Source organism: Paraburkholderia sp. CI2 (genome assembly GCF_014201055.1).
GTDB classification, from domain to species: Bacteria; Pseudomonadota; Gammaproteobacteria; order Burkholderiales; family Burkholderiaceae; genus Paraburkholderia; species Paraburkholderia tuberum.
This window is the reverse complement of sequence record NZ_JACHDL010000016.1, coordinates 39,359-64,845: the sequence shown is the minus strand read 5'-3', so window position 1 is coordinate 64,845 and position 25,487 is coordinate 39,359. Positions and strand designations below refer to the sequence as shown.

Below are 25,487 nucleotides of genomic sequence, written 5' to 3'. Positions count from 1 at the left end.
TCTGGCGTTTCCGCTTGAAGTCGCGCGCGCCGGCGCCAATATAGCGGTAACCGCACCTCCGGGAGGACGCAAGCATGGAACAGCCGCAAGGAAGCTATCCGCCGCCGGTCTACCGCCACGCGATGGAGCCTGAGCGCGAGCGCAGCCTGCGCACGCTCACGCACGTGCTGTACGCGCTGTATGCGGTCCACTGGCTGACCGGCGGGCTCACCATTCTGGTCGCGATCATCATCAACTACGTCAAACGGTCGGATGTGGCCGGCACGCCGTACGAAGCGCACTTCGAATGGCAGATCCGCACGTTCTGGCTGGGCCTCGTCGGTTACGCGATCGGCGCGTTGCTGCTGCTCGTCGTGATCGGCATTCCGGTGCTGTGGGCAGTCAGCATATGGATGTTGTACCGTATTATCAAAGGCTGGCTGTATCTGTACGATAACAAGTCGTTCGCGAATCCGGCCAGTTGGGTCTGAACGCTAGCCGGTCCGTATGGGCGGGCCGGCTTTCGGATCGAACCTCGGCGCGGGCGGCTTCGCTCGCCCAAGTCATACCGCGTCAGGAATACGATGAGTCACGATCCGAACTGCCTTTTCTGCAAGATTGCCGCTGGCGAAATCCCGTCGACCAGGGTCCACGAAGACGACGAGTTCGTCGCCTTCCGCGACATCCGTCCGGCGGCCGAAACGCATGTGCTGGTGATTCCTCGCAAGCACATTGCAACGCTGTCGAACTGCACGGAAAGCGACGCGCCTCTGCTTGGTAGAATGCTTGTCCTGGCCGCGCGACTGGCCGAACAATTGGGGGTCGCCTATAACGGCGGCGAAACGGGCTTTCGCACGGTAATCAATACCGGTCCGGGCGGTGGTCAGGAGGTGTATCACCTGCACGCGCACATTCTCGCGGGACCGCGTCCCTGGCAACGCATGGGCTGAGCGCCGGTTCGCGCGTCAGGCGCGCTGCGTGGCAAGTGCGCACCGCCGCGAGTTTTGGTCGAGGACAATAGCGCCGTCGTTGTTTTTACCGCTGTGTAATAACGTCGACGCGATCGTGTGGCCACAATGACAGGCGAAGATGGCCGCATTGCGAGCGAGGCGGTGCAGCCTGAGGTAACGTAGAGATATATCGAGACGAAGCGCACGCGCTTCAGGTTATGCAAATTGGCCGCATCAAGATGCGGCGCCGGGGTTAAGGAGAGTAGTCATGGGTTCGTTGAGTATTTGGCATTGGTTGATCGTTCTGTTGATCGTCGCGCTCGTGTTCGGCACGAAGAAGCTACGCAACATCGGCAGCGATCTGGGCGGCGCCGTGAAGGGCTTCAAGGAAGGCGTGAAGGAAGCCGATTCGTCGTCGGCCGACGCGCAACAGCAGCAGCGCGAGCTGCCGCGCAACGGCGCGGTGGACGTCGAAGCGAAGGAAAAGACGCAGCAATCGAGCGATTACCGCTAAGCCGCGGCCTTCGCGCCGTTCCCGCGTTTCTGACGGACATTCCATTTCATGCTGGACCTCGGTCTAACCAAGATGGCGCTGATCGGCGTTGTCGCGCTGGTCGTCCTCGGGCCTGAGCGCCTGCCGCGTGTCGCTCGCACGGCCGGCGCGCTGTTCGGCCGCGCACAGCGGTACATCAACGACGTTAAGGCCGAAGTCACACGCGAAATCGAGCTCGACGAATTGCGGCGCATGAAGACCGAGTTCGAGAAGGCTGCGAGCAATGTCCAAACGGCGGTTCAGGACAATGTGCGCAAGCACGAGAATGAACTGAACGAGGCATGGAATAGCGGTACGTCGGTATCGCCGAGCATCGCCGGCGGCGCGCTCGAAGACGCCGGCAGCGGGGCCAGCGGCAGCGCGGGTGCCACCTCGTGGCCCGTCAGTACGCCGGCCGCCGCGCCCAAACGCAAGACCTGGCGCGTCCAGCAGAGCGCCACGCCCACCTGGTACAAGCGAGCGAGCCTGCGGCGCACGCGCGTGCAGTCGGGCGCCGCGCGCGTTGCGCGGCACACACCTGCCAACCTGCGTCGTCCGACGCGGTTTTTCTGATGTTCAGATCGACAATCCCCAACCGAGGGCCGGTGTGAGCGACCCCCAGCAATCCCAGAACGAAGGCACTGAAGAGACCTTCATTTCCCACCTCGTCGAACTGCGTGACCGCATCATCCGTGCGGGGCTCGCCGTCGTCGTCGTGTTCGTCGGGCTCGTTTACTGGGCGCCGGACATCTTCAAACTGCTCGCCCGTCCGCTGATGATGAATCTGCCGAAGGACGGCAAGATGATCGTCACCGACGTCACCGGCTCGTTCTTCGTGCCGATGAAGGTGACGATGCTGGTCGCCTTCGTGATCGCGCTGCCGGTCGTGCTGTACCAGATCTGGGCGTTCGTCGCGCCTGGGCTCTATCAGCACGAGAAGAAGCTCGTCGCGCCGCTCGTCGCGAGCAGCTACACGCTGTTCCTGTGCGGCATGGCGTTCGCGTACTTCGTCGTGTTTCCGACCATCTTCCGCGTGATGGCGCACTACAATGCGCCGCTTGGCGCGGAGATGACAACCGATATCAACAATTACCTGAGCTTCGTGCTGACGATGTTCATCGCGTTCGGCGTCACGTTCGAGGTACCGATCGTCGTCGTGCTGCTGGTGCGGATGAACGTGGTGACGCTGAAGAAGCTGAAGGAGATCCGGCCGTATGTGATCGTCGGCGCGTTCGTGGTGTCGGCCGTCGTAACGCCGCCGGACGTGTTTTCGCAGCTGATCCTCGCGGTTCCGCTGATTCTGCTGTACGAAGCTGGCATCGTCGCGGCGCGGTTGATCGTCGGCAAGCAGCCGGTGGTCGTGGAGGATGCGAGTCCGCCGCCGTCCAGTTGAGGTGTCGCGAGTCAGTGCCGGGTGTCAAATGAAAAAGGGCAGTTCATTGCGGACTGCCCTTTTTTATTGCGTGGAATCGCGGCATTAGCTTCAACCGCCTTCGTCATCCGGCTGATCGCCGCCGTTGTCGTCTTCCGTCTGTTTCGGCGGCGGCGGGCGTTTGCCGATCTTCACGTCGAGATCGATCTGATGACCTTTGCGCACCAGATGCACTTTCGCCGCCGTACCGGGCTTGATCTGCGCGATCACGTTCAACAGACGCGTGGTATCGGTGATCACCTGGCCGTTTACGCTCGTCAGGATGTCGCCGGGCTTGATGCCTGCGCGGTCGGCCGGGCCGCTTTTCAGCACGCCCGCGACAATCGCGCCCGACTTCTGATCGAGCCCGAACGACTCCGCGATTTCCGGCGTGACGTCCTGCGGTTCGACGCCGATCCAGCCGCGCGTGACCGTGCCGGTCGTAATGATGCTCTCGAGCACGCTGCGCGCGGTCGACACCGGAATCGCGAAGCCGATGCCGAGCGAGCCGCCCGAGCGCGAGTAGATGGCGGTGTTGATGCCGAGCAGGTTGCCGTTCACGTCGACGAGCGCACCGCCCGAGTTGCCGGGGTTGATCGGGGCGTCGGTCTGGATGAAGTTTTCGAACGTATTGATGCCGAGATGGTTGCGGCCGAGCGCGCTGACGATGCCCATCGTTACGGTCTGCCCGACGCCGAACGGATTGCCGATCGCGAGCACGACGTCGCCAACGCGGGTCTGGTCCATCCGGCCGAGCGTAATGGTGGGCAGATTGGTCATATTGACCTTGAGCACGGCCAGATCGGTTTCGGGGTCGATGCCGATGACCTTCGCGCTGGCGGTGCGGCCATCGGCGAGCGCGATTTCGATCTGATCGGCGCCGTCGACGACGTGCTGGTTCGTTAGAATGTAACCTTCCGAACTCACTATCACACCTGAGCCGAGATTCGAGGCAGGCTGCTCCTGCTGCTTGCGATTGTTCCTGTCGCCGAAGAAGTAGCGGAACAGCGGGTCTTTGGCGCGCGGGTCGGGAGGCAGCGAGCCATCCTTGCTGGAGAACACGTTGACGACCGCGGGCATGGCCTTTTGCGCCGCTTCGGCATAGGACGTTTCGGCATGGCCAGTGCCGATGCCCGGCGCCACTTCCCGTAGCGCGACGATCGGTTCGGCGAGTTGTCTGCCGAATTGTCCTTGACGCTGCAGCCACTGCGGTTTGAGGGTCGCAATGATGAACATCAGCGCCAACAGCACCGTCACCGCTTGGGCAAATAATAGCCAGAAGCGTCTAAGCATCTGAAGACTAGAGGTCTATATGGATCGGATTGAACTTGAATTGTACTTGAACAATCTCCTTGAAACCGCGCGCTTCAAGGACTATTGCCCGAACGGATTGCAGGTCGAAGGACGCCGCCGGATCAACAAACTCGCGACCGGCGTGACCGCGTCGGTGGCCTTCCTGGAGGCCGCGCTCGACTGGGGCGCGGACGCCGTGCTGGTCCATCACGGCTACTTCTGGCGCAACGAGGCACCGCAGATCACCGGCCGCAAACATGCTCGTTTGAAGCTGCTGCTCGCCAACGACCTGAACCTGTTCGCCTACCATCTGCCGCTCGACGATCATCCCGAGTTCGGCAACAACGCGCAGATCGGCGAGAAGATGGGCTGGATCAGCGACGCGCGTTTCGGCGACAACGATCTCGGCTGGCTCGCCACGCTGCCGATGCCGATCACGCTGTCGCACCTCACCGCGGAGATCGCGCAGACACTGGGCCGCACGCCGCTCGTGTTCGGCGATCCGGATATGGAGCTGCGCCGCGTCGGCTGGTGCACGGGCGCCGCGCAAGGCATGTTCGACGCGGCGATCAACGCGGGTGTCGACGTCTACGTGACCGGCGAGGTATCGGAGTCGGTGATGCATACGGCAGCGGAAAGCGGCGTCGCGTTTCTGGCAGCTGGCCACCACGCGACCGAGCGCTTCGGCGTGCAGGCGGTGGGCAAGCATCTGTCCGAATCGTTCGATATCGAACATCTGTTTATCGATATCCCCAATCCCGTTTGAATTGCGAATTGTATTAACGAAGAACAAGGCAGGAATACCGCAGAAGGCACTTAAAAGGAGGTGCGAAAAAGTTTGCGATCGGTACGGACAAACCCTGAGTTATCAAGGGCTTCGCACGGTTTTTGGCAATCGGCCCTTGTAAATGGCGACTCCATTCGAGCAAACTAGCGGCGGTAGAAGCGACGTGAAGGAAAAATCCAACTCAGAAGTGGGGCGTGTGATGCGAGACAAAGAAGAGGAACGCGTCGATGGCAGCCGCCGTAACTGGCTGGTAGCGACGACCGTAGCAGGCGGCATAGGAGGTGTTGCCGTTGTCGTACCCTTTGTTAGTTCCTTTGCACCATCCGAAAAGGCCAAGGCCGCAGGTGCCCCGGTCGAAGTCGATCTCAGTGGTCTGAAGCCCGGCGACATGATGACGGTCGCCTGGCGTGGCAAGCCGGTGTGGATCATCAACCGCACGGACCGCATGCTCGCCGATGTTCAAAAAGCCGACAGCCAGGTAGCGGACCCCCACTCGCTGAATCCGTTTTCGATGCCGCTGCCGGACTACTGCAACAACGAATTCCGTTCACGCGCCGAGAACAAGCATCTGCTGGTTGCCGTCGCCGTTTGCACGCATCTGGGCTGCACGCCGACGCCGCGCTTCCAGGAAGGCCCGCAGCCGAATCTCCCCGACGACTGGCCCGGCGGCTTCCTGTGCCCGTGCCACGGCTCGACCTACGACATGGCCGGCCGCGTCTTCAAGAACAAACCCGCTCCGCAGAACCTCGACATCCCGCGCTTCATGTTCACGTCGGCGACGGCCCTTGTGATCGGGAAGGACGAAAAAGGAGAAGCGTAATGGCGAGCGAACACGAAGTAGAGACGACCGGGCTGGCTGGTTGGATCGACCAGCGCTTCCCGATGACTGCCACGTGGAAGAAGCACGTTTCCGAGTACTACGCGCCGAAGAACTTCAACTTCTGGTACTTCTTCGGTTCGCTTGCGTTGCTGGTGCTGGTCAACCAGATCGTCACCGGCATTTTCCTGACGATGAACTACAAGCCCGACGCGACGCTCGCGTTCTCGTCGGTCGAGTACATCATGCGCGAGGTGCCGTGGGGCTGGCTGATCCGCTACATGCACTCGACGGGTGCGTCGATGTTTTTCGTCGTCGTGTATCTGCACATGTTCCGCGGGCTCCTGTACGGCTCGTACCGCAAGCCGCGCGAACTCGTGTGGATTTTCGGCTGCCTGATTTTCCTGAGCCTGATGGCCGAGGCGTTCTTCGGCTACCTGCTGCCGTGGGGCCAGATGTCGTTCTGGGGCGCGCAGGTGATCGTGAACCTGTTCTCGGCGATTCCGTTCATCGGTCCGGATCTGTCGCTGTGGATTCGCGGCGACTACGTGGTCTCCGACGTCACGCTGAACCGCTTCTTCGCGTTTCACGTGATCGCGATTCCGCTGGTGCTGATCGGCCTCGTGATCGCGCACCTCGTCGCGCTGCACGAAGTCGGCTCGAACAACCCGGACGGCATTGAGATCAAGGCCAAGAAGGGCCCGGATGGCGTGCCGCTCGACGGCATTCCGTTCCACCCGTACTACTCGGTGCACGACTTCATGGGCGTAACGATCTTCCTGCTGATCTTCGCGGCGATCATCTTCTTCGCGCCGGAAATGGGTGGGTATTTCCTTGAAGCCAACAACTTCATCCCCGCGAATCCGCTGCAGACGCCGCCGGAAATTGCGCCTGTGTGGTACTTCACCGCCTTTTATGCGATGCTGCGCGCCACTACCGATCCATTCAAGATCGTGCTGATGATCGTCATCGCGCTACTCGGGTTGCTGGCGCTCGTGCGCGCGCGCGGCAAGTGGAAGCTCGGTCTGCCGGTGCTTGCGGTGCTGGTGATCGTCGCGATGGTGTTCACCGAATCGAAGTTCTGGGGCGTCGTGGTGATGGGCAGCGCGGTGATTTCGCTGTTCTTCCTGCCGTGGCTCGACCGGTCGCCGGTCAGGTCTATTCGCTACCGGCCGTTCTTCCACAAGGTTTTCTTCGGGATCTTCGTGATTGCGTTCCTGACGCTCGGCTTCCTCGGCACGCGGCCGCCATCGCCGGCCGCGACGCTGATCGCCCAGATCTGTGCGCTGATCTACTTCGCGTTTTTCCTCGGCATGCCCTTCTGGACCCGGCTTGGCAAGTTCAAGCAGCCGCCCGAGCGGGTGCGGTTCAAGCCTCACTAATCGCGAGCCAGGAGAACATGAAGATGAAAAAACTGCTTTCGATGTGCGCGCTGGTCGGCGCGACCATGCTTGTGCTGCTGGCCGCTCCGGTTCACGCGGACGAGAATTTCCCGCTCGATCGCGCGCCGGACAACACGAACAATTTCGCTTCTTTGCAGCGCGGCGCGCAATTGTTTGTAAACTACTGCCTGAATTGCCACAGCGCGAACCTGATGCGCTACAACCGCCTGACCGATCTCGGCATCACGCCGAACGAAATCCAGGCGAACCTGCTGTTCACCACCGACAAGGTGGGCAACACGATGACCGTGGCGATGCGCCCGGAGGACGCGAAAGCGTGGTTTGGGGCGACGCCGCCGGATCTGTCGGTGGAGGCGCGGGCGCGCGGCACGGACTGGCTTTACACGTATCTGCGGAGTTTTTACCGCGACGATACGCGGCCGACCGGCTGGAACAATCTGGTGTACCAAAACGTGAGCATGCCTCACGTCCTGTGGCAGCTTCAGGGGCAGCGTGCGGCGAAATTCGGCGACGAAACCGACGAAAAAACCGGCGAAAAAGTACACAAATTCCTCGGCTTCCAGCAACTGACTCCGGGGACGATGTCGCCGGTAGATTATGATTCTGCTGTGGCCGACCTCGTGTCGTACCTGTCATGGATGTCCGAACCGACGCAGCAAACCCGCAAGCAACTTGGCGTGTGGGTGCTGTTGTTCCTCGGTATCCTGAGCTTTTTCGCCTGGCGACTGAACGCCGCGTACTGGAAACATATCAAATAATCACGCCGCTACATGGCGTGGGGCCGGCGCCAGGAAAAACCTGCTGAACGGTTTTTCCGCGCGCTGGCCCTTCAGCTTTTTGAGGAAACGTAAACATGATGGTTCTGTATTCCGGCACTACTTGCCCGTTCTCCCAGCGTTGCCGGCTGGTGTTGTTCGAAAAGGGCATGGACTTCGAGATCCGCGACGTCGACCTGTTCAACAAGCCGGAAGACATCGCCGTGATGAATCCGTATGGTCAGGTGCCGATTCTCGTCGAACGGGACCTGATTCTGTACGAATCGAACATCATCAACGAGTACATCGACGAGCGCTTCCCGCACCCGCAGCTGATGCCGGCCGATCCGGTCCAGCGCGCGCGTGCCCGCCTGTTCCTGCTCAACTTCGAGAAAGAGCTGTTCGTCCACGTCGGCACGCTCGAAAACGAGAAGGGCAAGGCGGCGGAGAAGAATCACGAGAAGGCGCGCCTCGCGATCCGCGATCGCCTGACGCAGCTCGCGCCGATCTTCCTGAAGAACAAGTACATGCTCGGCGAAGAGTTCTCGATGCTCGACGTCGCGATCGCACCGCTGCTTTGGCGCCTTGACCACTACGGTATCGAGCTGTCGAAGAACGCCGCGCCGCTGATGAAGTACGCCGAGCGCATTTTCAGCCGCCCGGCTTATATCGAAGCGCTGACGCCGTCGGAAAAGGTGATGCGTCGTTGAGTTTGGCTTTGGAGCGCGGACGTCGCATCGCTTCGATGCGCGCCCGCGCCCGCAAGAGGACTGTTGATGCAAGAGATTTCCACGAAACCTTATCTGTTGCGCGCGCTCTACGAGTGGTGCACGGATAACGGCTACACACCGCATATCGCGGTCCGCGTCGACAATCAGACGCGCGTGCCACGTCAGTTCGTGCGCGACAACGAGATCGTGTTGAACATCAGCTTCGAGGCGACCAGCCAGCTGCAGATGGGCAACGAGTGGATCGAGTTCAACGCGCGCTTCTCCGGCAAGTCCCACAAGATCGAAGTGCCGGTCGCCAATATTCTTGCGATCTACGCGCGCGAGAACGGCCAGGGTATGGCGTTCCCGGTCGAATCGGCGGGCGGCGAGGCTCAGGATTCGGGCGCGGATGCCGCGGACGAAGCTGACACGCCGGCGGCTCCGCGCGCCGTCGAAACCGCCCCCGCCGACCCTGCCGAGGCCGCCGACGCCGACGACAAACCGCAGCCCGACGACGATGGCTCGAAAGGCGGCGGAAGGGCTCGCCTTAAGATCGTGAAATGAAGTAGAATCACGGCCTCATGCCGGCTTAGCTCATCAGGTAGAGCGCTTGACTTGTAATCATGAGGTGGCGGGTTCGAGTCCTGCAGCCGGCACCAGATTGCTTTATCAGCAGTAACTGGAAATGCTAGAAAACCCCGTCGAAGCACACGCTTTGGCGGGGTTTTTCTTTTTCGGTGGAAATTGCCCGGATCGTTGCTGATGCCGATCACCGAAGCCTTGGCCCGGCTTGTTTGCGACGAGGGTTTCACGCACGTCAAAACGTGCGAAGGCAGCGTGAGGTGAGCCGCGCGATGGCTCAAAAACCACGATATCTCTTTCACCTTGTCGATTGTAGACATTATTGTCTACTTTCGGTGCGTCTAGACTCACCTCATCACCGTCACCAATTCATGCCGCGCCGCGAATCCGCACGGCGGCGGTACGGTACTATTCGGGCGTCGCCCGGGATGGCGGGCAGCCGCCGGACGTCCGGTCCGCTGTCGCGGTCCATGCCGCCGGCGACGTCACATCGACTCCATTGCACCATGACCAGCCCCGCAACTCTCACCTGGCCAGAAGCCGACGGCCCGTGCACCGCACGCTGGCGTTCCGAAGCGGCCGTGCCGCCGCCGAAGCGCGTCGTCGTCGCCGACGACCGCACCACCGCCGATTCGGCCTACCGCCTCGCCTGCGAAGGCACCGCGCTGCTGTGGCGCGGCGACTTCCAGAACGCGCGCCAACTGCTGCAGGCCGTCACGCGCCGGCTCGAACGCAAGCCGCGCAAGCAGGGAGCCACACCGCTCGACGCGTTCAACCAGCATCGGCAGGCGCAGTCGCAGCGCGCGCGCACGCTCGGCATGATCCTGATTCCGCTCGATGCCGACTACGCCATTCCGCTGCGTCGCGCGCCCGACGTGCGGCAGGCCTGCATCGAAGCTTATGGACCGGCGAGCGGCGACGCGTCGGTCGTGTCGTTGCGCGAGTTGCTCGGTTTGATCGGCGCGCACGAATGGCGCAAGAAGGGCGTCGAGATTACGGCGCTCGGCGAGCGCATCCATCCGCACTACGGTGTGTTCTCACCGGTGCGCGGCGAGTACGTCGATCTGGTCGCGCGCACGCCGCTGCCGTCGCTGGACCTCGCGTTCGATATCGGCACCGGCACTGGCGTGCTGGCCGCGCTGCTGGCCAAACGCGGCGTGCGCAAGATCGTCGCGACGGACCAGGATGCGCGCGCGCTTGCGTGTGCTCGTGAAAATCTCGCGCGTCTTGGTTACGCCGAGCAGGTCGAGATTGTGCAGGCCGATCTGTTTCCGGACGGTCGGGCACCGCTTGTCGTCTGCAATCCGCCGTGGGTGCCGGCGCGGCCCGCGTCGCCGCTCGAATACGCGGTCTACGATCCGGACAGCCGCATGCTGGTCGGTTTCCTGAACGGCCTCGCCGATCATCTGACGCCGGGCGGCGAGGGCTGGCTGATCATTTCGGATTTCGCCGAGCACCTTGGGCTGCGTACGCGCGAGTGGCTGCTCGCGGCGATCGAGCACGCGGGGCTCAGTGTCGTGGGGCGCGAGGACATTCGTCCACGGCATCCGAAGGCCAGCGATCAGAACGATCCGTTGTATGTTGCGCGAGCGGCCGAGGTCACGTCGTTGTGGCGGCTCAAGGCGCGGTGACGGCGACTGCGCGCGTCACGCCGACGTGCCGTGCGCTTCCAGATACGCGCACGCGCCCCGGCCAGCGACCAGCCCGCTGGCAAAGCAGGCGGTCAGCAGATAACCACCGGTCGGCGCCTCCCAATCGAGCATTTCGCCCGCGCAGAATGCGCCGGGCATCCGGTCGATCATCAGATGCGCGTCCAACGCCTCGAACGGGATTCCGCCCGCCGTACTGATCGCTTCCTCGATCGGTCGCGCGCGCAGCAGTCGCATCGGCAGCGCCTTGATCGCGTGGGCGAGGCCGCGCGCATCGGCGAAGGCTTCTTTCGACAGAATCTCGTGCAACAACGCCAGCTTGACCCCGCCGATTCCGATTCGCCCGTGCAGATGACTCGCGATCGAGCGTGAGCCGCGCGGCCGCGTCACTTCCTCCACGACTCGCTCGAGCGGCAAGCCTGGCGCGAGATCCAGCGCGATCGTGACCTCGCCGCCGGCGAGAATCCGCTCGCGGATCGGCGCCGACAACGCGTAAATCAGGCTCCCTTCGAGGCCCGTTTCGGTCAAAAGTATTTCACCTTGTCGATTGTGGACTTTTCCGTCTACACCGGTGACGGAAATCGCGACCGTCTTGATCGGCTGACCCGCGAAACGCTCGCGCAGATACGGGCTCCAGTCCGCGTCGAAGCCGCAGTTCGCGGGACGCAGCGGCGTCACCGGCACGTCGCGCGACGTCATCAGCGGCACCCACGCGGCGTCGGAGCCGAGACGCGGCCAACTGGCGCCGCCGAGCGCGAACACGACCGCGTCGCAGTTGATCGTCTGCTCACCGTTGGGCGTGTCGAAGCGCAACGCGTGGGCGGCACCGTCTTCGGATGTTGACGCCCAGCCGCTCCACTTGTGACGCATATGAAACTGCACACCCGCTTCGCGCAGCCGATGCAGCCACGCGCGCAGCATCGGTGCGGCCTTCATGTCGGACGGAAATACGCGCCCCGAACTGCCGACGAACGTCTCGACGCCCAACTCGCGCAACCATGCGCGCAGCGCGTCGGGACCGAACGCGTCGAGTAACGGCGCGATGCGCTCGCGGCGCGAGCCGTAGCGGTCGAGAAACGGCGCGAGGGTTTCCGAATGCGTGATGTTCATGCCGCCTTTGCCCGCCATCAGGAATTTGCGGCCGACCGACGGCATCGCGTCATATACGTGGACTTGCACGCCGCGCCCGGCAAGCGTCTCGGCGGCCATCAGGCCGGCGGGGCCGCCGCCGATCACGGCGACGCGGGCAGAATCGAGCGAGATTGACATGCGGTTCAGCGGATCAACGGGGAGAAAAGGCGGTGCGCCGCGGTGTCCGAACGGATATGCGGCGCGAAGGGCGCTATTGTCACACCGCGCGCGGCGCGCGGCAAACGCCGACAAACTCTGTCGAACTGTGCCCGGTACTGGCAAACAGGCGGCTATTCGGCCAGGCGACCGGGCTCGATCGCCCCAGACCGGAAAATACTGGATTCAGTCTTTCTCCCGGCCGTTGCGCATCGCGTTCACCGCTTGGCCCGCGCCGCACGCGACCTATACTTTTCAAACATCTTCCATCGGACGCCGTTCGGGTCGTTCCTCGCGTCAATCCCCAATCACGTCGCTTGCGTCGCAGCCGCTGCGGCGCGCCTCACTGCCGCGCGCCGGCAGCCGACGCGAATCACCTGTTGAATCGGTGGAAGAGTCGATCGTCTGGTTCAAGGAGATTGCCATGACCCGCAAATATATCGACTGTCGCGAGTTTCCGAGCGAAACGAACTGCACTGTCGCGCTATCCGCCGACAGCGACGGCGAACTGCTCGAAGCCGCGGTCCAGCATGCCGTCAGCGTTCACAAGCACGCGGATTCGCCGGAGCTGCGCGAGCAGCTGAAGACGCTATTTCATGAGGGAACGCCGCCCGTCGAGGCGCGGCACGCTTGAGACACCCGTGGAAGGGGAGTGTGGAAGCCCGCGTCGCGAGCGGCATCCAGCCGCCCGCGTGCGGGCGTGTTGCAGCAGTCTTGTGGTGACACGAGAAACGCGATACCAGGCCAATCTAACCAGGATGCCGACGCGCTAACCCGGATACGCCTCATCGACCTTCAGCCCGGCGAGCTTGAAGATCACCCGCAACGTCTGCGGCTTGATGTCGCGTCGCGACGCGAGCGTCGTCATCACGAAGTCGAGCACCTTGGCGTACTTGAGCATCGTCAGGCAGGTCTCGAGGTCGACGTTGCCGTCACGCATGACCTCGGCGAGCCGCAGCATTTCCGTGGAGATGTCGCGCGCCATTTCCAGTTCGAGTTGCTGTTTCTCCGACCATGCCGGCGCGGCGGTGAGCTTCGCCATCATTTCCTGAAACTTCTGTTCGACATTTCCGTTGGGTACCGTATCCATTGCCGCCTCTTCTGTGATCATCCGAGCGCGCGACCCGTTGCAAAGCCGGCCGCTGCTGGTTACGTAACGTTCGCCCCTTGTTGCGGGACCGCTCTTCCCACATGCATCCGGTTCGCGTGTCCGGTTGCACGGCCGGACAGCTTCCTGTTTTCGGCGACGCGACTTGCACCCGCAGGCACAGCCGGCGCTCAAGCTGTTTTCGGCCATTATCGAGACACTTCCGCGCAGCGCCCTGCGAGCAGGAAGTGTTCCCAGTGGACCGCCTGTCTCGCGTGATCCGGACGGCGTACTCGCTGGGATTGCCGCACTTTGGGTAAACTGGCAGCAACTTTTCTCTTTTTCCGTCATCTGTCGCACGTTCGCACTGCAATTGATGGCGGCCCATACATGTCCGGCAAAACCCACGAAATCCGTCCCAACCAGTCCGTCGAACTGCTCAAAGAGCTCCACATCCTCACGCGCGACGGCAAGATGAATCAGGACAGCCGTCGCAAGCTGAAGCAGGTCTACCATCTGTTCCAGTTCATCGAGCCGCTACTCAAGGACCTGAAGGACCAGCAGGGGGCACTGACGCTCGTCGATCACGGCGCGGGCAAGTCATACCTCGGTTTTATCCTGTACGACCTGTTTTTCAAGGAGTTTCAGGATGTCGCTGGTGGGGCTTCGCACATTTACGGCATTGAAACGCGCGAAGAGCTGGTGACGAAGTCCGAAGAGCTGGCGGCGCGGCTCGGCTTCAAGGGGATGTCGTTTCTGAATCTGTCGGTGGCGGAGTCGATCACGTCGACGCGGCTGCCCGCCGAAATCGACATCGTGACCGCGCTGCATGCGTGCAATACCGCCACCGACGACGCGCTCCGTTTCGCGCTCGAAAAGCACGCGAAGTACATCGTCGTCGTGCCGTGCTGCCAGGCCGAGGTGGCCGGCGTGCTGCGGCAGAACAAGGGCAAGGATCTGAAGAACGCGCTGACGGAAATCTGGCGGCATCCGTTGCACACGCGCGAATTCGGCAGCCAGATCACGAACGTGCTGCGCTGCCTGCAGCTCGAAGCGCATGGCTATCAGGTCAGCGTGACCGAGCTGGTCGGCTGGGAACACTCGATGAAAAACGAGTTGATCATCGCGCAGTACAAGGACCTGCCGCGGCGCCGGCCCGCTGAGCGGCTCGGCGAAGTGCTGGACGCGCTCGGGCTCGATGCGCTGAAGGAGCGATTTTTCGTGCCGGCCTGAGGCGCGGCCTGGCGCTTCATTTAGCGCTTCATCAACGCATCCCAGCCCGCGAGGCCAATTCGCCGCAGCGTTTCCTGATTGCGCTCGTAGATCTCTTCCGCGTCGGGAAAGGCCTGCACGGCCCGCTCGATGCTGTCCTCGCGCAGCAGATGCAGGATCGGATAGGGCGCCCGGTTCGTGTAGTTTTCGATATCGTCGGGCTCGCTGCCTTCGAACTGGTAATGCGGATGAAAGCTCGCGATCTGGATGACGCCTTCGAGCCGTAGCTGCTGGACGAGCCGGTCGGCGAAGAACAGGCAGTCGTTGAAGCCGGGAAAGTCCTCGAACGCGCGCGGCAGGATCAGCAACGTCGTGTCGATGGCGGCGGGGTCGGCGGCGACGAGGGTCTGCAGCTCGGCTTCCAGGTCGGTCAGCACCGCTTCGAGCGTGTCCGCTTCGCTGACCGCATAGCGAATCTGCCCCTTCACATGCACGGCCTTCGCGAACGGACACAGGTTCAGGCCGATCACGGCCTCCGTCAGCCAATGACGGGTCGCGGTGATAACGGCATCGTGGGATTCGGCGGGCAACGGCATGGCGGGCGGACGTGACGGGAAAACGCGCAATTCTAAAGGACCCGGCTGACGGACTGGCTCAGCGAACCGGCTTCTCCGCGCAAGCGGCCGCTATCAACTGCGCGGCGACTTTCGGCGCGGCGAGGATCGGCCCGCGGCCCGGCCCGTAAGTCTGGCTCGCCGCGTACACGCCCTCGATCAGCAGACCGAGCCCATCGGCCAGCGCTTGCGGATCGCCGGCGCCGGCCGCCGTCGACAGTTCGACGAGGCGCGCCATCAAGCGCTGCTTGTTGCGGAACACGAACTGCCGCGCCGGATGCGCGGTATCCGAAAACTCCACCGACACGTTCACGAACGGGCAGCCGCGGTAATCGTCGACCGAGGCGCGCACCGCGAGGTCGTCGAAGTACTGCTGAAGCTGCTTCGCCGGCTCGCCCGGATGCTTCGCGAAGCTCTTCTCGACGTAGCGGAAGAACTGCTCGTCCTTCTGCTCCAGATACGCCATCACGAGCTCGTCCTTCGACGAAAACTGCCGGTACAGACTCATCTTGTTCACGCCCGCGCGCTCGACCACCGCATCGACGCCGACCGTGCGCACGCCCTCGCGATAGAACAACTCGCTGGCCGCGCGCAGCAGATGCAGCTGCGCCTGCGGCCCGGCGGTCTGTGCGCCGCGCGCGCGCCGCGCACGAGTAGGGGCGGGCTTGGGGGTTTCGCTGTCGGACATGGCAAGTCACCCGAATGAGATTGACGCCTTGACATGTTACCGACCAGTAACTAAGATCGCAACACTATTGTGACCGATCTGTCACAAGTCATTCACCGAGGCCGTAATAATACGAACGACGCCGCCACCCGGGCCGCGTCGATGGGAGAACCGATGAACTGGGCTGCGCGACTGATAGGCGGGCGTTTCCACTACGGCTGGTTGACCGTCGCCGTGGTGTTCCTGGTGTTGCTCGCGGCTGCGGGTACGCGAGCGACACCGAGCGTGATGATGGTGCCGCTCGAGCACCAATTCGGCTGGAGCCGCGCGACGATTTCGCTCGCGATCTCGGTGAACATCGCGCTGTACGGGTTGATGGGGCCTTTCGCGGCCGCCGCGATGCAGCGCTTCGGTGTGCGCCCCACGCTGCTGAGCGCGCTCGGCACGATGGCCGCGGGTGTCGCGCTGTCGTCGCTGATGACGCATCCGTGGCAAATGGTGCTGATCTGGGGCGTGATGGTCGGCGGCTCGACGGGGGTAGCGGCGCTGTCGCTGTCGGCGACGGTCGTGACGCGCTGGTTCACGACGCGCCGCGGTCTCGTGATGGGTATCCTGACCGCCAGCTCGGCGACCGGCCAGCTGGTGTTTCTGCCGCTGCTCGCGGCCATCGCCGAGCATTACGGCTGGCGTCAGGTCGTGTGGGTCGTCGCGCTCGCGGCGGGCGTCGTGATTCCGCTCGTCGCGTTCCTGCTGCCCGAGCATCCGGCCAGCATGCAGCTGCGCCCGTACGGCGAACCGCATGACGCGCCCATCACGACGACCGTCACCAGGCAGAATCCGCTCGCGATCGCATTCGGCACGCTCGCGTCGGCGAGCAAAACGCGCGACTTCTGGCTGCTGTTCTTCAGCTTCTTCATTTGCGGCGCGAGCACCAATGGCTATGTCGGCACCCATCTGATCGCGATGTGCGGCGACTACGGGATGACCGAAGTGCAGGGCGCGTCGTTGCTCGCGGCGATGGGCGTGTTCGACCTGTTCGGCACGACGATGTCGGGCTGGCTGTCGGACCGCTTCAATAGCCGCGTGCTGCTGTTCTGGTATTACGGGCTGCGGGGGCTGTCGCTGATGTATCTGCCGCACGCGTTCGGCATCGACTTTTTCGGACTGCCGCTGTTCGCGGTGTTCTACGGTCTCGACTGGATCGCCACCGTGCCGCCGACCGTGCGTCTTGCGACCGACGTCTACGGCAAGGAATCGGCGCCGATCGTGTTCGGCTGGGTGGTCGCGGGCCACCAGCTCGGCGCGGCGTTCGCGGCGCTCGGCGCGGGCATGCTGCGCGCGAGTCTTGGCACCTACACGGTCGCATCGATGATTTCCGGCGGCTTGTGTCTGATCGCCGCGGTGATCGTGCTGCGCATCAACCGCCCGGCCAAGGTGCCGACGCCGCAGGCAGTCTGAGGCGCCCTCGCGAGCCCCGCGGATTCACCGTCAGCGAAGCAACGACGCACGGCCCCATAACGGGGCCGTGCGCGTTTTCTCAGCCAGCACGCATAGCGCCGCGCCGCAACTTGGAGCGCGCACCGAAAGCCCGTTATGCTATGTGGCCTCGGGCAGCCGCCCGACGATCATGAATTTCTACCGAGAGAAGCGCATGGCCACCAAACCCGCCTCAACCGAAGTTGCCATTCACGAGCTGATTGCAGGCCGCTGGAGCCCTCGCGCGTATTCGAGCGAGCAGGTGAGTCGCGATCAGTTGCGAGCCGTGCTCGAAGCGGCGCGCTGGGCGCCGTCTTCATATAACGCGCAGCCCTGGCGTTTTGTGGTATTCGATCGCAGCGTCGACGAAGTCGCGTTCAAGAAGGCTTTCGCCACGCTGGTGCCGTTCAACCAGGGCTGGAATGCGCTCGCGCCGGTGCTGATCGCGGTGACCGCGCACACCATGACCAACAAGGGCGACGTAAACCGCTGCGCGTTCTACGACGCCGGCGCGGCGGCGATGTCGCTGGTGCTGCAGGCGCACGCGCTCGGCCTCGCCGCGCACCAGATGAGCGGCTTCGACGTGAACGCGTTCCGTACCGCCTTCGAACTACCAAAGGACGTCGAGCCGATCGCGATGATCTCGCTCGGCCATTACGGCGACGTCGACAAACTGGACCCGGTCCTGCGCGAACGCGAGAAGGCGCCGCGTCAACGCGCGGCGCTCGCGGAGATCGTGTACGCCGGCGCCTGGAAGAAGGCGTTCTGAGGGACGGATTCGCCGCGCTTGCGGCGCGATTTCGGGTAAAGCGAAGAAAGCAGTCGATGAGCAACTAAGCGGTCAGGCACGCGCGGCACGGTCCGCGCGTTTTTCATGCAGCGCCGTCCATGCCGTTCTCACCATCCATCACGCTGGACAGCGGCGCGGCCACATGTTCGAGCGACTTGCGCTCCGCGTCGACACCCCAGATCGCCGCGACGAGCGCCGCCGCGAGCATCAACGCCGAGCCGACCAGATAGCCCGAAAACACCTCGCTGCGCTGATGCGTATCGATCAGCCGACCGAAAAACGCCGGCCCGATGATGCCGCCGAGCGCGGTGCCGAACGCATAGAAAACCGCGATCGCGAGCGCGCGGATTTCGAGCGGAAACGATTCGCTCACGGTCAGATACGCGGAACTCGCGGCCGCCGACGCAAAGAAGAAAATGACCATCCAGGCGACCGTCTGCGTGACGACGCTCAGCAGTTGCTGCTCGAACAGATAGCCGGACAGCGTCAGCAGGATCGCCGACATCGCGTAGGTCGCGGCGATCATCTTGCGTCGGCCGATCACGTCGAACAGCCGCCCGAGCACGAGCGGCCCCAGGAAATTGCCGAGCGCGAAAGGCAGCAGATACCAGCCGATGTCGTCGCCCGGCACGTGATAGAAGTCGGTGAGGACGAGCGCGTAGGTGAAAAAGATCGCGTTGTAGAAGAATGCCTGCGCGGTCATCAACGTGAGACCGACCAGCGCGCGGCGCCGGTGCACGTTGAACAGCGTGTGGAACACCTCGCGCAACGGCGTATGGTCGCGCGCGCGCAGGCGCAGCCGCGTGAGTGCGTCGTCGACGAGCGTGTGACCGGCGTTGCGAAAACGCGTCTCGATGCCCTCGACGATCCTGCGGGCGTCGCGCTCGTCGCCGTGCGTGAGTAGCCAGCGCGGGCTTTCGGGTATCCAGATGCGCATCGGCAGGATCGCCAGCGCGAGCACCGCGCCGATGAAAAAACACGCGCGCCAGCCCCAGTCGGAAGGCAGCAGGTGCGGATCGAGCAGCACCAGCGAGCCTGCGGCGCCGAGCCCCGCGCCCACCCAGAACGTGCCGTTGATGCCGAGGTCGGTCCAGCCGCGCACGCGTGCCGGCGTGAATTCCTGGATCGTCGAGTTGATCGCCGTGTATTCGCCGCCGATACCCGCGCCGGTCAGGAAGCGGAACAGCATGAAGCTCATCAGATTCCACGACAGCGCAGTCGCCGCGGTCGCGGCCAGATACAGCGTCAGCGTGATGAAAAACAGCTTGCGGCGGCCGAGACGGTCGGTCAGCCAGCCGAAGCCGAGCGCGCCGAGCACCGCGCCGGCAATGTACGCGCTGCCTGCGAGGCCGACGTCGGCATTCGAAAAGCGCAGCGCCGGGCTCGTTTTCAGCGCGCTCGCGACGGCGCCGGCAAGCGTCACCTCGAGCCCGTCGAGCAGCCACGTCACGCCGAGCGCGACTACGATTAGCGTATGAAAGCGGCCCCAGGGCAGGCGGTCCAGTCGCGACGGCAGATCGGTTTCGATCAGCGTGGCGTGACGTTCATCGACGGCGGCGGTGGGCGGCCCGCTCATGACGCGAAGTCTCCTCGATGGCGAAATGGGGCGGCATATCCGGTCGGGCGCAGCAAGATCCATTCCGCGCCATGATTTCAAACGATCTTGCGGCCGTCCCGGCAGCTTCAGTTGATGCTGCCGGAGTTTTCGTGATACAAAGCCGCTCCCCTTTCTTTGCGCGCCAGCCGTGAGCGGCCATTCCTGCCATGAACTATTGCGCGATTGACTTCGGTACTTCCAATTCGGCCGTCGCGGTTCCGATCGGCCCGCAGCTGAAGCTGGCGCCGGTCGAAGGCGCGTACACGACGCTACCCACCGCGGTCTTCTTCAATACCGACGAACACACCAGCGAATTCGGGCGCGCGGCGCTCGCTGCTTACATCGACGGTTTCGACGGCCGGCTGATGCGCTCGATGAAAAGCATTCTCGGCTCGCCGCTCGCCGAGAATACGACCGATCTCGGCGACGGCAGTGCGATCAAGTACACCGACGTGATCGCGACGTTCCTGACTCACCTGAAGCGCGCGGCCGAGGCGAGCGCCGGCCGCGCGATCGACCGCGCGGTGCTGGGCCGCCCGGTGTTCTTCGTCGACGACGACCCGCGCGCCGACCAGATGGCGCAGCAACAGCTCGAAGCCGCTGCGCGCACGGCCGGCTTGCGCGACATCCACTTTCAGTATGAACCGATCGCAGCTGCGTTCGACTACGAATCGCACCTGAGCGCCGAGGGGCTCGTGCTTGTGGCGGACATCGGCGGCGGCACGTCGGACTTTTCGCTCGTGCGAGTGGGGCCGGAACGGATGAAGCGCGTCGAGCGCAAGGACGATGTGCTCGCGCATCACGGCGTGCACGTCGCGGGTACGGACTTCGACCGCCGCGTCGAACTCGCCACGATACTGCGCGAACTCGGCTACCAGTCGCTCGATCCGCAAGGGCGCGAAATCCCGAACCGGATTTATTTCGATCTCGCGACCTGGCACCTGATCAACACCGTCTACACGCCGAAGCGCGTCAGCGAACTCGCGCTGATGCGGCACCTTTTCACGGAGACGAAGCACCACGACCGGCTGATGCGCGTGGTCGAGCAGCGTTTTGGGCACGCGCTCGCCGCCCACGCGGAAGAGGCGAAGATCGGCGTGGCGGCGGGCGGCGAAACCGTGATCGATCTCGAGCAGGTGGAAGAGGATCTGCGTCTCGCGTTCGACGAAGCGCAGCTCGTCAAAGCAGGCGAGGAAGAAACGCGACGCATCGTGCAGGCCGCGCGCGATACGGTGCAGGCGGCGGGCGTCGCGCCGCGCGATGTCGACGCGATCTATTTCACCGGCGGGTCGACCGGCCTCGCGTTTCTGTCGGGCGCGTTGGCCGCGGCGTTTCCAGACGCGCAAGCGGTGTTCGGCGATCGTCTCGCGAGCGTGGCGACTGGCCTCGGTATTCATGCGCGGCGGGTATTCGGATAATCCCGGATAATCAGCAAATAATCCGCCGCCAATTGCGAAGTCATGCGAAGTTAATCGGCGCATTCAGATTGGCCGCCGATAATAAAAAACCCCGCCGAGGCGGGGTTTTTTTGCGTCCGGAAGGAAGCGCGGAGCTTACACCGGCTTGATGTTAGCCGCTTGCTTGCCCTTCGGGCCCGTCTTCACTTCAAACGTGACCTTCTGGTTTTCTTGCAGCGTCTTGAAGCCTTCAGTGCGAATTTCCGAGAAATGCGCGAACAGATCTTCACCGCCGCCGTCCGGAGTGATGAAGCCAAAGCCCTTAGCGTCGTTGAACCACTTGACGGTACCGGTTTCCATATTACTTTTTCCTAAAGATGGTGAATAAGGCCGTAGCCCGGGGTGCATGAAAATCAAGGAAGGGGGTAATGGGACCAACCGGAGTACCGTTGATGGGCGAACTACGAAAGAACCACTTCACTCGCCACTTGAAATCCTGCCCGAACGTTATACGGCGAATTCGGACGAAGGTCAACAGCCTAGACGAAACTTTGCCGGACTGATCCGAAATTTTCTTACAAAGCTTGCGCAGGAGGACAACTTTTTGCTAGGGAGGAACCCTTGGTTCGGCTGCGGTTTCGCTGCAGTAACACGGTGCAACCGTTAAACTACGCGCCGCGCGTCGGTTGCACCTATTCCGCATCTGGACGCGCTTACATGCGCGTCACCCCGTCCCCACCGCCACAAGCGATGTCACGCGGTGCCGACATGGTTCTGATTTTGGAGAAGACTTGAAAAGTTCTATACAACGGAACATCGGGCCTTTCGCGCTGATGCTGACCGGTCTGGGCTCGATCATCGGTTCGGGTTGGCTGTTCGGCGCGTGGAAGGCTGCAAAAATTGCCGGTCCGGCTGCGATTTGCGCATGGATCATCGGTGCGGTCGTGATTCTCGCGATTGCGCTGACCTACGCGGAACTTGGCGCGATGTTTCCGGAATCTGGCGGAATGGTGCGCTATGCGCGCTACTCGCACGGCGCGCTGGTCGGTTTCATCAGCGCGTGGGCCAACTGGATCGCGATCGTGTCGGTGATCCCGATCGAGGCCGAAGCATCGATCCAATATATGAGTACCTGGCCCTATCCATGGGCGCATGCGCTGTTCGTCGACGGGTCGTTGTCGACCAACGGCCTGCTGTTGTCCGCCGGGCTCGTCATCATCTATTTCCTGCTCAACTACTGGGGCGTCAAGCTGTTCGCGCGCGCCAACTCGGCGATCACGATCTTCAAGTTCCTGATCCCGGGCGCAACGATCGTCGGTCTGATGATGACAGGCGTCCACATCGAGAACTTTGGTCAGACGACCACGTTCGCGCCGTACGGCTGGTCGGCGGTGCTGACCGCGGTCGCGACGAGCGGCATCGTGTTCGCATTCAACGGTTTCCAGAGCCCGATCAACCTGGCCGGTGAAGCGCGAAATCCGGCCAGGAGCGTGCCGTTCGCGGTGATCGGCTCGATCCTGCTCGCGCTCGTGATCTACGTGTTGCTGCAGATCGCATACATCGGCGCCGTGAATCCGGCCGACGTGATGAAGGGCTGGAGCCACTTCAGCTTTGCTTCGCCGTTCGCGGAACTGGCGATTGCGCTGAACCTGAACTGGCTGGCGATCCTGCTGTACGTCGACGCGTTCGTGAGCCCGAGCGGCACCGGTACGACCTACATGGCAACCACCTCGCGCATGATCTACGCGATGGAGCGCAACAACACGATGCCGAAGATGTTCGGTAACGTGCACCCGTTCTATGGCGTTCCGCGCAACGCGATGTGGTTCAACCTGCTCGTCTCGTTCATCTTCCTGTTCTTCTTCCGCGGCTGGAGTTCGCTCGCGGCGGTGATTTCGGTCGCGACCGTGATCTCGTACCTGACCGGCCCGATCAGCCTGATGGCATTGCGCCGCGCGGCAACCGATCTCGAGCGCCCGCTGCACATCGCCGGCATGAAGGTGATCGCGCCGTTCGCGTTCGTCTGCGCGTCGCTGATCCTGTACTGGGCGAGGTGGCCGCTGACCGGCGAAATCATTCTGCTGATGGTCGTCGCGCTGCCGGTGTATTTCTACTTCCAGGCGAAGTCGGGCTTCGAGGGCTGGGGCCGTGACCTGAAGGCTGCCTGGTGGCTGGTCGCGTATCTGCCGATCATGGCGATCCTGTCGCTGATCGGCAGCAAGGAGTTTGGCGGCTTCGGCATTCTGCCGTACGGCTGGGACATGCTCGTCGTGATCGCCTTCTCGTTGGTGTTCTACTTCTGGGGCGTGAACAGCGGCTATCGTTCGGAGTATCTGGACGAGCGGCTCGTGCACGACGAAGTGCTCGAAGGTATCGGCGCGCATTGAGCGCCGGTCGAAACCGAAGATCCGCTCGACGCGGGTCTTTCGGGGCCGATAAAAAGCCCGCCCGATCGATGATCAGGCGGGCTTTTTGTTGACCTTTGTGCGCGACCCCCGCGCCGGATCAGGCGGTCCCGAACACGTAGTTCGTCATCGCGAGCGAGCGTTGGTAGGTGCCGAGCGACTGGATCGCGAGCGAATAGTCGTCGTCGGCGGCACCGAGCGCGGCGAATACCGGCAACAGATGCTCGTCGGTCGGATGCATCAACACCGCGTGCGGCGCCTGGCGGCGATAGTCGAGCAGCGCGTCGATATCGCGCGCGACGAGCTTGTCCTCGAACCAGTCGGTGAATTCGGCCACACGCGGATCGGCGTCTTCCGGGCGCGCGGAGAAATCGGCGGCGCGCAGGTTATGGGTGATCTGGCCGGAGCCGATCACCATCACGCCTTCGTCTTTTAGCGCGCGCAGCGCGCGGCCGACGCGGAAATGATGCGCGGCGTCCTTGTGCGGTTGGATCGACAGTTGCGCGATTGGCACGTCCGCTCGCGGAAACATCAGCAGCATCGGCACCCATGCGCCGTGGTCGAGTCCGTGCGGCTGCACGTCCGCGACGATGCCGCTCGCGCCGAGCAGCGCGGCGGCGCTACGTGCGATGTCGGGCGCGCCCGGCGCCGGATATTGGATTTCATAGAGCTGGCGCGGAAAACCATAAAAATCGTGGATGGTTTCAGGCGCCGTCGCGATGCTCGCGAGTGGCTGTGCGGTGCCCCAGTGCGCCGACAACATCAGGATTGCCTCGGGACGCGGCAATTGCGTGCCGAGCGCGCCGAACTCGGCGGACGGCATCGACGGATCGATCGGCAACGTGGGTGCGCCGTGAGACAGGAAAAGCGAAGGTAAGCGGTTCATGACAGCAACGCGGCCGTGTAAGCACGGCACGGAGAAATTGGGTTGCTACCAATATAGGTCCGCACGCCGGCTTGATAAATGGGTTCGGCGGGAATTGATTGCGTCGCGGCCGTTGTTAATCCGCGTTGTCGCGGTTAATCCTGCGCGCCCCGCAATCCTTCCCACGCCGGCGACAACGCCGGCCCCAGCGCAAACAGATCGAGCACGCGTGCGACAGTGTGGTCGACCATCTCGTCGATCGAAGCAGGCCGGTTATAGAACGCGGGCAGCGGCGGGAAGATCACTCCGCCCATTTCGGTGACGGCCGTCATGTTGCGCAGATGCGCGAGATTGAACGGCGTTTCGCGCACCAGCAGCACGAGACGGCGACGCTCCTTCAGTGTGACGTCGGCGGCGCGGGTGATCAGGTTGTCGGCGAAACCGTGCGCGATGCTCGCGAGTGTTTTCATCGAGCAGGGCGCGACGATCATGCCGTCGGTCGCGAACGAGCCGGACGCGATGCTCGCGCCGACATCGCGCACCGAATGGACGACATCCGCGAGCGGATGCACGTCTTCCTTGCCCAACTCGAGTTCATGCTGGATGTTGAGCCAACCGGCGCTCGAAATCAGCAGGTGGCTCTCGACGCCGCCGAGCCGCCGCAGCGTCTCGAGCAGCCGGATGCCGTAGATGGCGCCGGTGGCGCCGGTGATCGCGACGATCAGCCGGCGAGGCACCGCGGTGCGTGCTTGCTGCATGGCTTGCGGCGCCTGATGAAGCGAACGAAGCGTAGAACGCTCAGGCCGCGGCGAACAGCTGCTGCAGTTCGCCCGATTCGTACATCTCCATCATGATGTCCGAGCCGCCGATGAATTCGCCCTTCACGTACAGCTGCGGAATGGTCGGCCAGTTCGAGAACACCTTGATGCCCTGACGGATTTCGTCGTCTTCGAGCACGTTGACGGTCTTGATTTCACCGGCACCGCACGCCTTCAGGATCTGGATGGCGCGGCCGGAAAAACCGCACATCGGGAACTGGGCCGTGCCCTTCATGAAGAGAACGACGTTGTTGCCGTCGACGATTTGCTTGATGCGTTGTTGCGTATCCATGACTGACCTTGCGGTTCCGATAAAGGATGGGAATAGGCTGAAATGATAGCGGATTTCGCTACGGGCGGCCGCAGCCACGTCGCGCCTGGGGTTTTAGCCTCGGCGACCGCGC

General features: G+C 63.0%; 28 protein-coding genes and 1 tRNA gene. 19 read left to right on the top strand and 10 right to left on the bottom strand.

What is annotated here, in order from left to right; all coding sequences use genetic code 11:
• Positions 1-74 precede the first annotated feature (74 nt).
• The 5 genes from HDG32_RS21650 to tatC all read left to right on the top strand — a co-directional run bounded on the left by HDG32_RS21650 (position 75) and on the right by tatC (position 2,854).
• On the top strand, positions 75-470 hold the full coding sequence (locus tag HDG32_RS21650) for a hypothetical protein (RefSeq protein WP_184065591.1): 396 nt from the start codon (positions 75-77) through the stop codon (positions 468-470).
• A 93-nt stretch (positions 471-563) separates the two neighbouring features.
• Entirely contained in the window at positions 564-929 is a 366-nt protein-coding gene (locus tag HDG32_RS21645; protein WP_184035806.1) for a histidine triad nucleotide-binding protein, read from the top strand.
• Positions 930-1,197: 268 nt separating this feature from the next.
• Entirely contained in the window at positions 1,198-1,443 is a 246-nt protein-coding gene (gene tatA / locus HDG32_RS21640; RefSeq protein WP_018420076.1) for a Sec-independent protein translocase subunit TatA, read from the top strand.
• Positions 1,444-1,491: 48 nt separating this feature from the next.
• Positions 1,492-2,034 (top strand): Sec-independent protein translocase protein TatB, encoded by a 543-nt coding sequence (gene tatB / locus HDG32_RS21635; RefSeq protein ID WP_184070590.1) that lies wholly within the window; start codon positions 1,492-1,494, stop codon positions 2,032-2,034.
• A gap of 34 nt (positions 2,035-2,068) precedes the next feature.
• Positions 2,069-2,854, top strand: a complete 786-nt coding sequence (gene tatC, locus HDG32_RS21630; protein ID WP_184065597.1) for a twin-arginine translocase subunit TatC — start codon at positions 2,069-2,071, stop codon at positions 2,852-2,854.
• 90 nt (positions 2,855-2,944) lie between these two features.
• On the opposite strand, the gene HDG32_RS21625 is transcribed toward tatC, so the two are convergent.
• Entirely contained in the window at positions 2,945-4,165 is a 1,221-nt protein-coding gene (locus HDG32_RS21625; RefSeq protein ID WP_184070588.1) for a Do family serine endopeptidase, read from the bottom strand.
• A gap of 19 nt (positions 4,166-4,184) precedes the next feature.
• On the opposite strand from HDG32_RS21625, the gene HDG32_RS21620 reads away from it, so the two are divergent.
• The 8 genes from HDG32_RS21620 (at position 4,185) to HDG32_RS21585 (ending at position 10,850) form a co-directional block, all read left to right on the top strand.
• Positions 4,185-4,931: a Nif3-like dinuclear metal center hexameric protein gene (locus HDG32_RS21620; RefSeq protein ID WP_090802074.1), complete on the top strand. Its 747-nt coding sequence runs from the start codon at positions 4,185-4,187 to the stop codon at positions 4,929-4,931.
• Positions 4,932-5,151: 220 nt separating this feature from the next.
• A complete protein-coding gene (gene petA, locus HDG32_RS21615) occupies positions 5,152-5,772 on the top strand; it encodes a ubiquinol-cytochrome c reductase iron-sulfur subunit (RefSeq protein ID WP_184070702.1) in 621 nt (206 codons plus the stop codon).
• The gene (locus tag HDG32_RS21610) at positions 5,772-7,151 is read left to right on the top strand and encodes a cytochrome bc complex cytochrome b subunit (protein ID WP_184070585.1); all 1,380 of its coding nucleotides are present in this window, start codon (positions 5,772-5,774) and stop codon (positions 7,149-7,151) included. The genes petA and HDG32_RS21610 overlap by 1 nt, the downstream gene beginning before the upstream one ends.
• Before the next feature lie 23 nt (positions 7,152-7,174).
• Complete coding sequence (locus HDG32_RS21605) at positions 7,175-7,930, top strand: cytochrome c1 (protein ID WP_184070583.1); 756 nt, start codon at positions 7,175-7,177, stop codon at positions 7,928-7,930.
• A gap of 95 nt (positions 7,931-8,025) precedes the next feature.
• Positions 8,026-8,637, top strand: coding sequence for a glutathione S-transferase N-terminal domain-containing protein (locus tag HDG32_RS21600; RefSeq protein ID WP_006052302.1), 612 nt, complete (start codon positions 8,026-8,028; stop codon positions 8,635-8,637).
• A gap of 66 nt (positions 8,638-8,703) precedes the next feature.
• Positions 8,704-9,201, top strand: a complete 498-nt coding sequence (locus tag HDG32_RS21595; RefSeq protein WP_184070581.1) for a ClpXP protease specificity-enhancing factor — start codon at positions 8,704-8,706, stop codon at positions 9,199-9,201.
• A 19-nt stretch (positions 9,202-9,220) separates the two neighbouring features.
• Positions 9,221-9,296 (top strand) — tRNA-Thr (locus HDG32_RS21590).
• A 429-nt stretch (positions 9,297-9,725) separates the two neighbouring features.
• The gene (locus HDG32_RS21585) at positions 9,726-10,850 is read left to right on the top strand and encodes a class I SAM-dependent methyltransferase (protein WP_184070579.1); all 1,125 of its coding nucleotides are present in this window, start codon (positions 9,726-9,728) and stop codon (positions 10,848-10,850) included.
• Positions 10,851-10,865: 15 nt separating this feature from the next.
• Here the strand turns inward: HDG32_RS21585 and HDG32_RS21580 are convergent, their stop codons facing one another.
• On the bottom strand, positions 10,866-12,137 hold the full coding sequence (locus HDG32_RS21580; RefSeq protein ID WP_184070577.1) for a TIGR03862 family flavoprotein: 1,272 nt from the start codon (positions 12,135-12,137) through the stop codon (positions 10,866-10,868).
• Positions 12,138-12,579: 442 nt separating this feature from the next.
• Between HDG32_RS21580 and HDG32_RS21575 the strand changes: the two genes are divergently transcribed.
• Positions 12,580-12,789 (top strand): DUF1059 domain-containing protein, encoded by a 210-nt coding sequence (locus tag HDG32_RS21575; RefSeq protein WP_090805487.1) that lies wholly within the window; start codon positions 12,580-12,582, stop codon positions 12,787-12,789.
• Positions 12,790-12,924: 135 nt separating this feature from the next.
• On the opposite strand, the gene HDG32_RS21570 is transcribed toward HDG32_RS21575, so the two are convergent.
• On the bottom strand, positions 12,925-13,245 hold the full coding sequence (locus HDG32_RS21570; protein WP_090802066.1) for a DNA-binding protein: 321 nt from the start codon (positions 13,243-13,245) through the stop codon (positions 12,925-12,927).
• A gap of 387 nt (positions 13,246-13,632) precedes the next feature.
• Between HDG32_RS21570 and HDG32_RS21565 the strand changes: the two genes are divergently transcribed.
• Entirely contained in the window at positions 13,633-14,475 is an 843-nt protein-coding gene (locus tag HDG32_RS21565) for an SAM-dependent methyltransferase (protein ID WP_184070575.1), read from the top strand.
• 20 nt (positions 14,476-14,495) lie between these two features.
• Here HDG32_RS21565 and HDG32_RS21560 read toward each other — a convergent pair whose 3' ends face one another.
• Positions 14,496-15,050, bottom strand: a complete 555-nt coding sequence (locus HDG32_RS21560) for a DUF1415 domain-containing protein (RefSeq protein WP_184070573.1) — start codon at positions 15,048-15,050, stop codon at positions 14,496-14,498.
• A gap of 58 nt (positions 15,051-15,108) precedes the next feature.
• A complete protein-coding gene (locus HDG32_RS21555) occupies positions 15,109-15,756 on the bottom strand; it encodes a TetR/AcrR family transcriptional regulator (RefSeq protein WP_184070571.1) in 648 nt (215 codons plus the stop codon).
• Positions 15,757-15,909: 153 nt separating this feature from the next.
• On the opposite strand from HDG32_RS21555, the gene HDG32_RS21550 reads away from it, so the two are divergent.
• Complete coding sequence (locus tag HDG32_RS21550; protein WP_184070569.1) at positions 15,910-17,193, top strand: MFS transporter; 1,284 nt, start codon at positions 15,910-15,912, stop codon at positions 17,191-17,193.
• Positions 17,194-17,386: 193 nt separating this feature from the next.
• On the top strand, positions 17,387-17,980 hold the full coding sequence (locus HDG32_RS21545) for a nitroreductase family protein (RefSeq protein WP_184070567.1): 594 nt from the start codon (positions 17,387-17,389) through the stop codon (positions 17,978-17,980).
• 103 nt (positions 17,981-18,083) lie between these two features.
• Here the strand turns inward: HDG32_RS21545 and HDG32_RS21540 are convergent, their stop codons facing one another.
• The gene (locus HDG32_RS21540; RefSeq protein WP_184070565.1) at positions 18,084-19,577 is read right to left on the bottom strand and encodes an MFS transporter; all 1,494 of its coding nucleotides are present in this window, start codon (positions 19,575-19,577) and stop codon (positions 18,084-18,086) included.
• Positions 19,578-19,765: 188 nt separating this feature from the next.
• Between HDG32_RS21540 and HDG32_RS21535 the strand changes: the two genes are divergently transcribed.
• Positions 19,766-21,016 carry an Hsp70 family protein gene (locus HDG32_RS21535; protein ID WP_184070563.1) on the top strand — a complete coding sequence of 417 codons (1,251 nt, stop codon included), beginning with the start codon at positions 19,766-19,768 and terminating at the stop codon, positions 21,014-21,016.
• Between the two features lie 135 nt (positions 21,017-21,151).
• Here HDG32_RS21535 and HDG32_RS21530 read toward each other — a convergent pair whose 3' ends face one another.
• Positions 21,152-21,355 (bottom strand): cold-shock protein, encoded by a 204-nt coding sequence (locus HDG32_RS21530; RefSeq protein WP_007180251.1) that lies wholly within the window; start codon positions 21,353-21,355, stop codon positions 21,152-21,154.
• A gap of 431 nt (positions 21,356-21,786) precedes the next feature.
• On the opposite strand from HDG32_RS21530, the gene HDG32_RS21525 reads away from it, so the two are divergent.
• Complete coding sequence (locus HDG32_RS21525; RefSeq protein ID WP_184070561.1) at positions 21,787-23,382, top strand: APC family permease; 1,596 nt, start codon at positions 21,787-21,789, stop codon at positions 23,380-23,382.
• A 118-nt stretch (positions 23,383-23,500) separates the two neighbouring features.
• Here the strand turns inward: HDG32_RS21525 and HDG32_RS21520 are convergent, their stop codons facing one another.
• From HDG32_RS21520 to grxD, 3 genes are all read right to left on the bottom strand, one after another.
• Positions 23,501-24,286 carry a class III extradiol ring-cleavage dioxygenase gene (locus tag HDG32_RS21520; protein WP_184070559.1) on the bottom strand — a complete coding sequence of 262 codons (786 nt, stop codon included), beginning with the start codon at positions 24,284-24,286 and terminating at the stop codon, positions 23,501-23,503.
• A 134-nt stretch (positions 24,287-24,420) separates the two neighbouring features.
• Entirely contained in the window at positions 24,421-25,023 is a 603-nt protein-coding gene (locus HDG32_RS21515) for a UbiX family flavin prenyltransferase (protein ID WP_184052382.1), read from the bottom strand.
• A 40-nt stretch (positions 25,024-25,063) separates the two neighbouring features.
• The gene (grxD, locus tag HDG32_RS21510; protein ID WP_018420101.1) at positions 25,064-25,375 is read right to left on the bottom strand and encodes a Grx4 family monothiol glutaredoxin; all 312 of its coding nucleotides are present in this window, start codon (positions 25,373-25,375) and stop codon (positions 25,064-25,066) included.
• Positions 25,376-25,487: the final 112 nt, after the last annotated feature.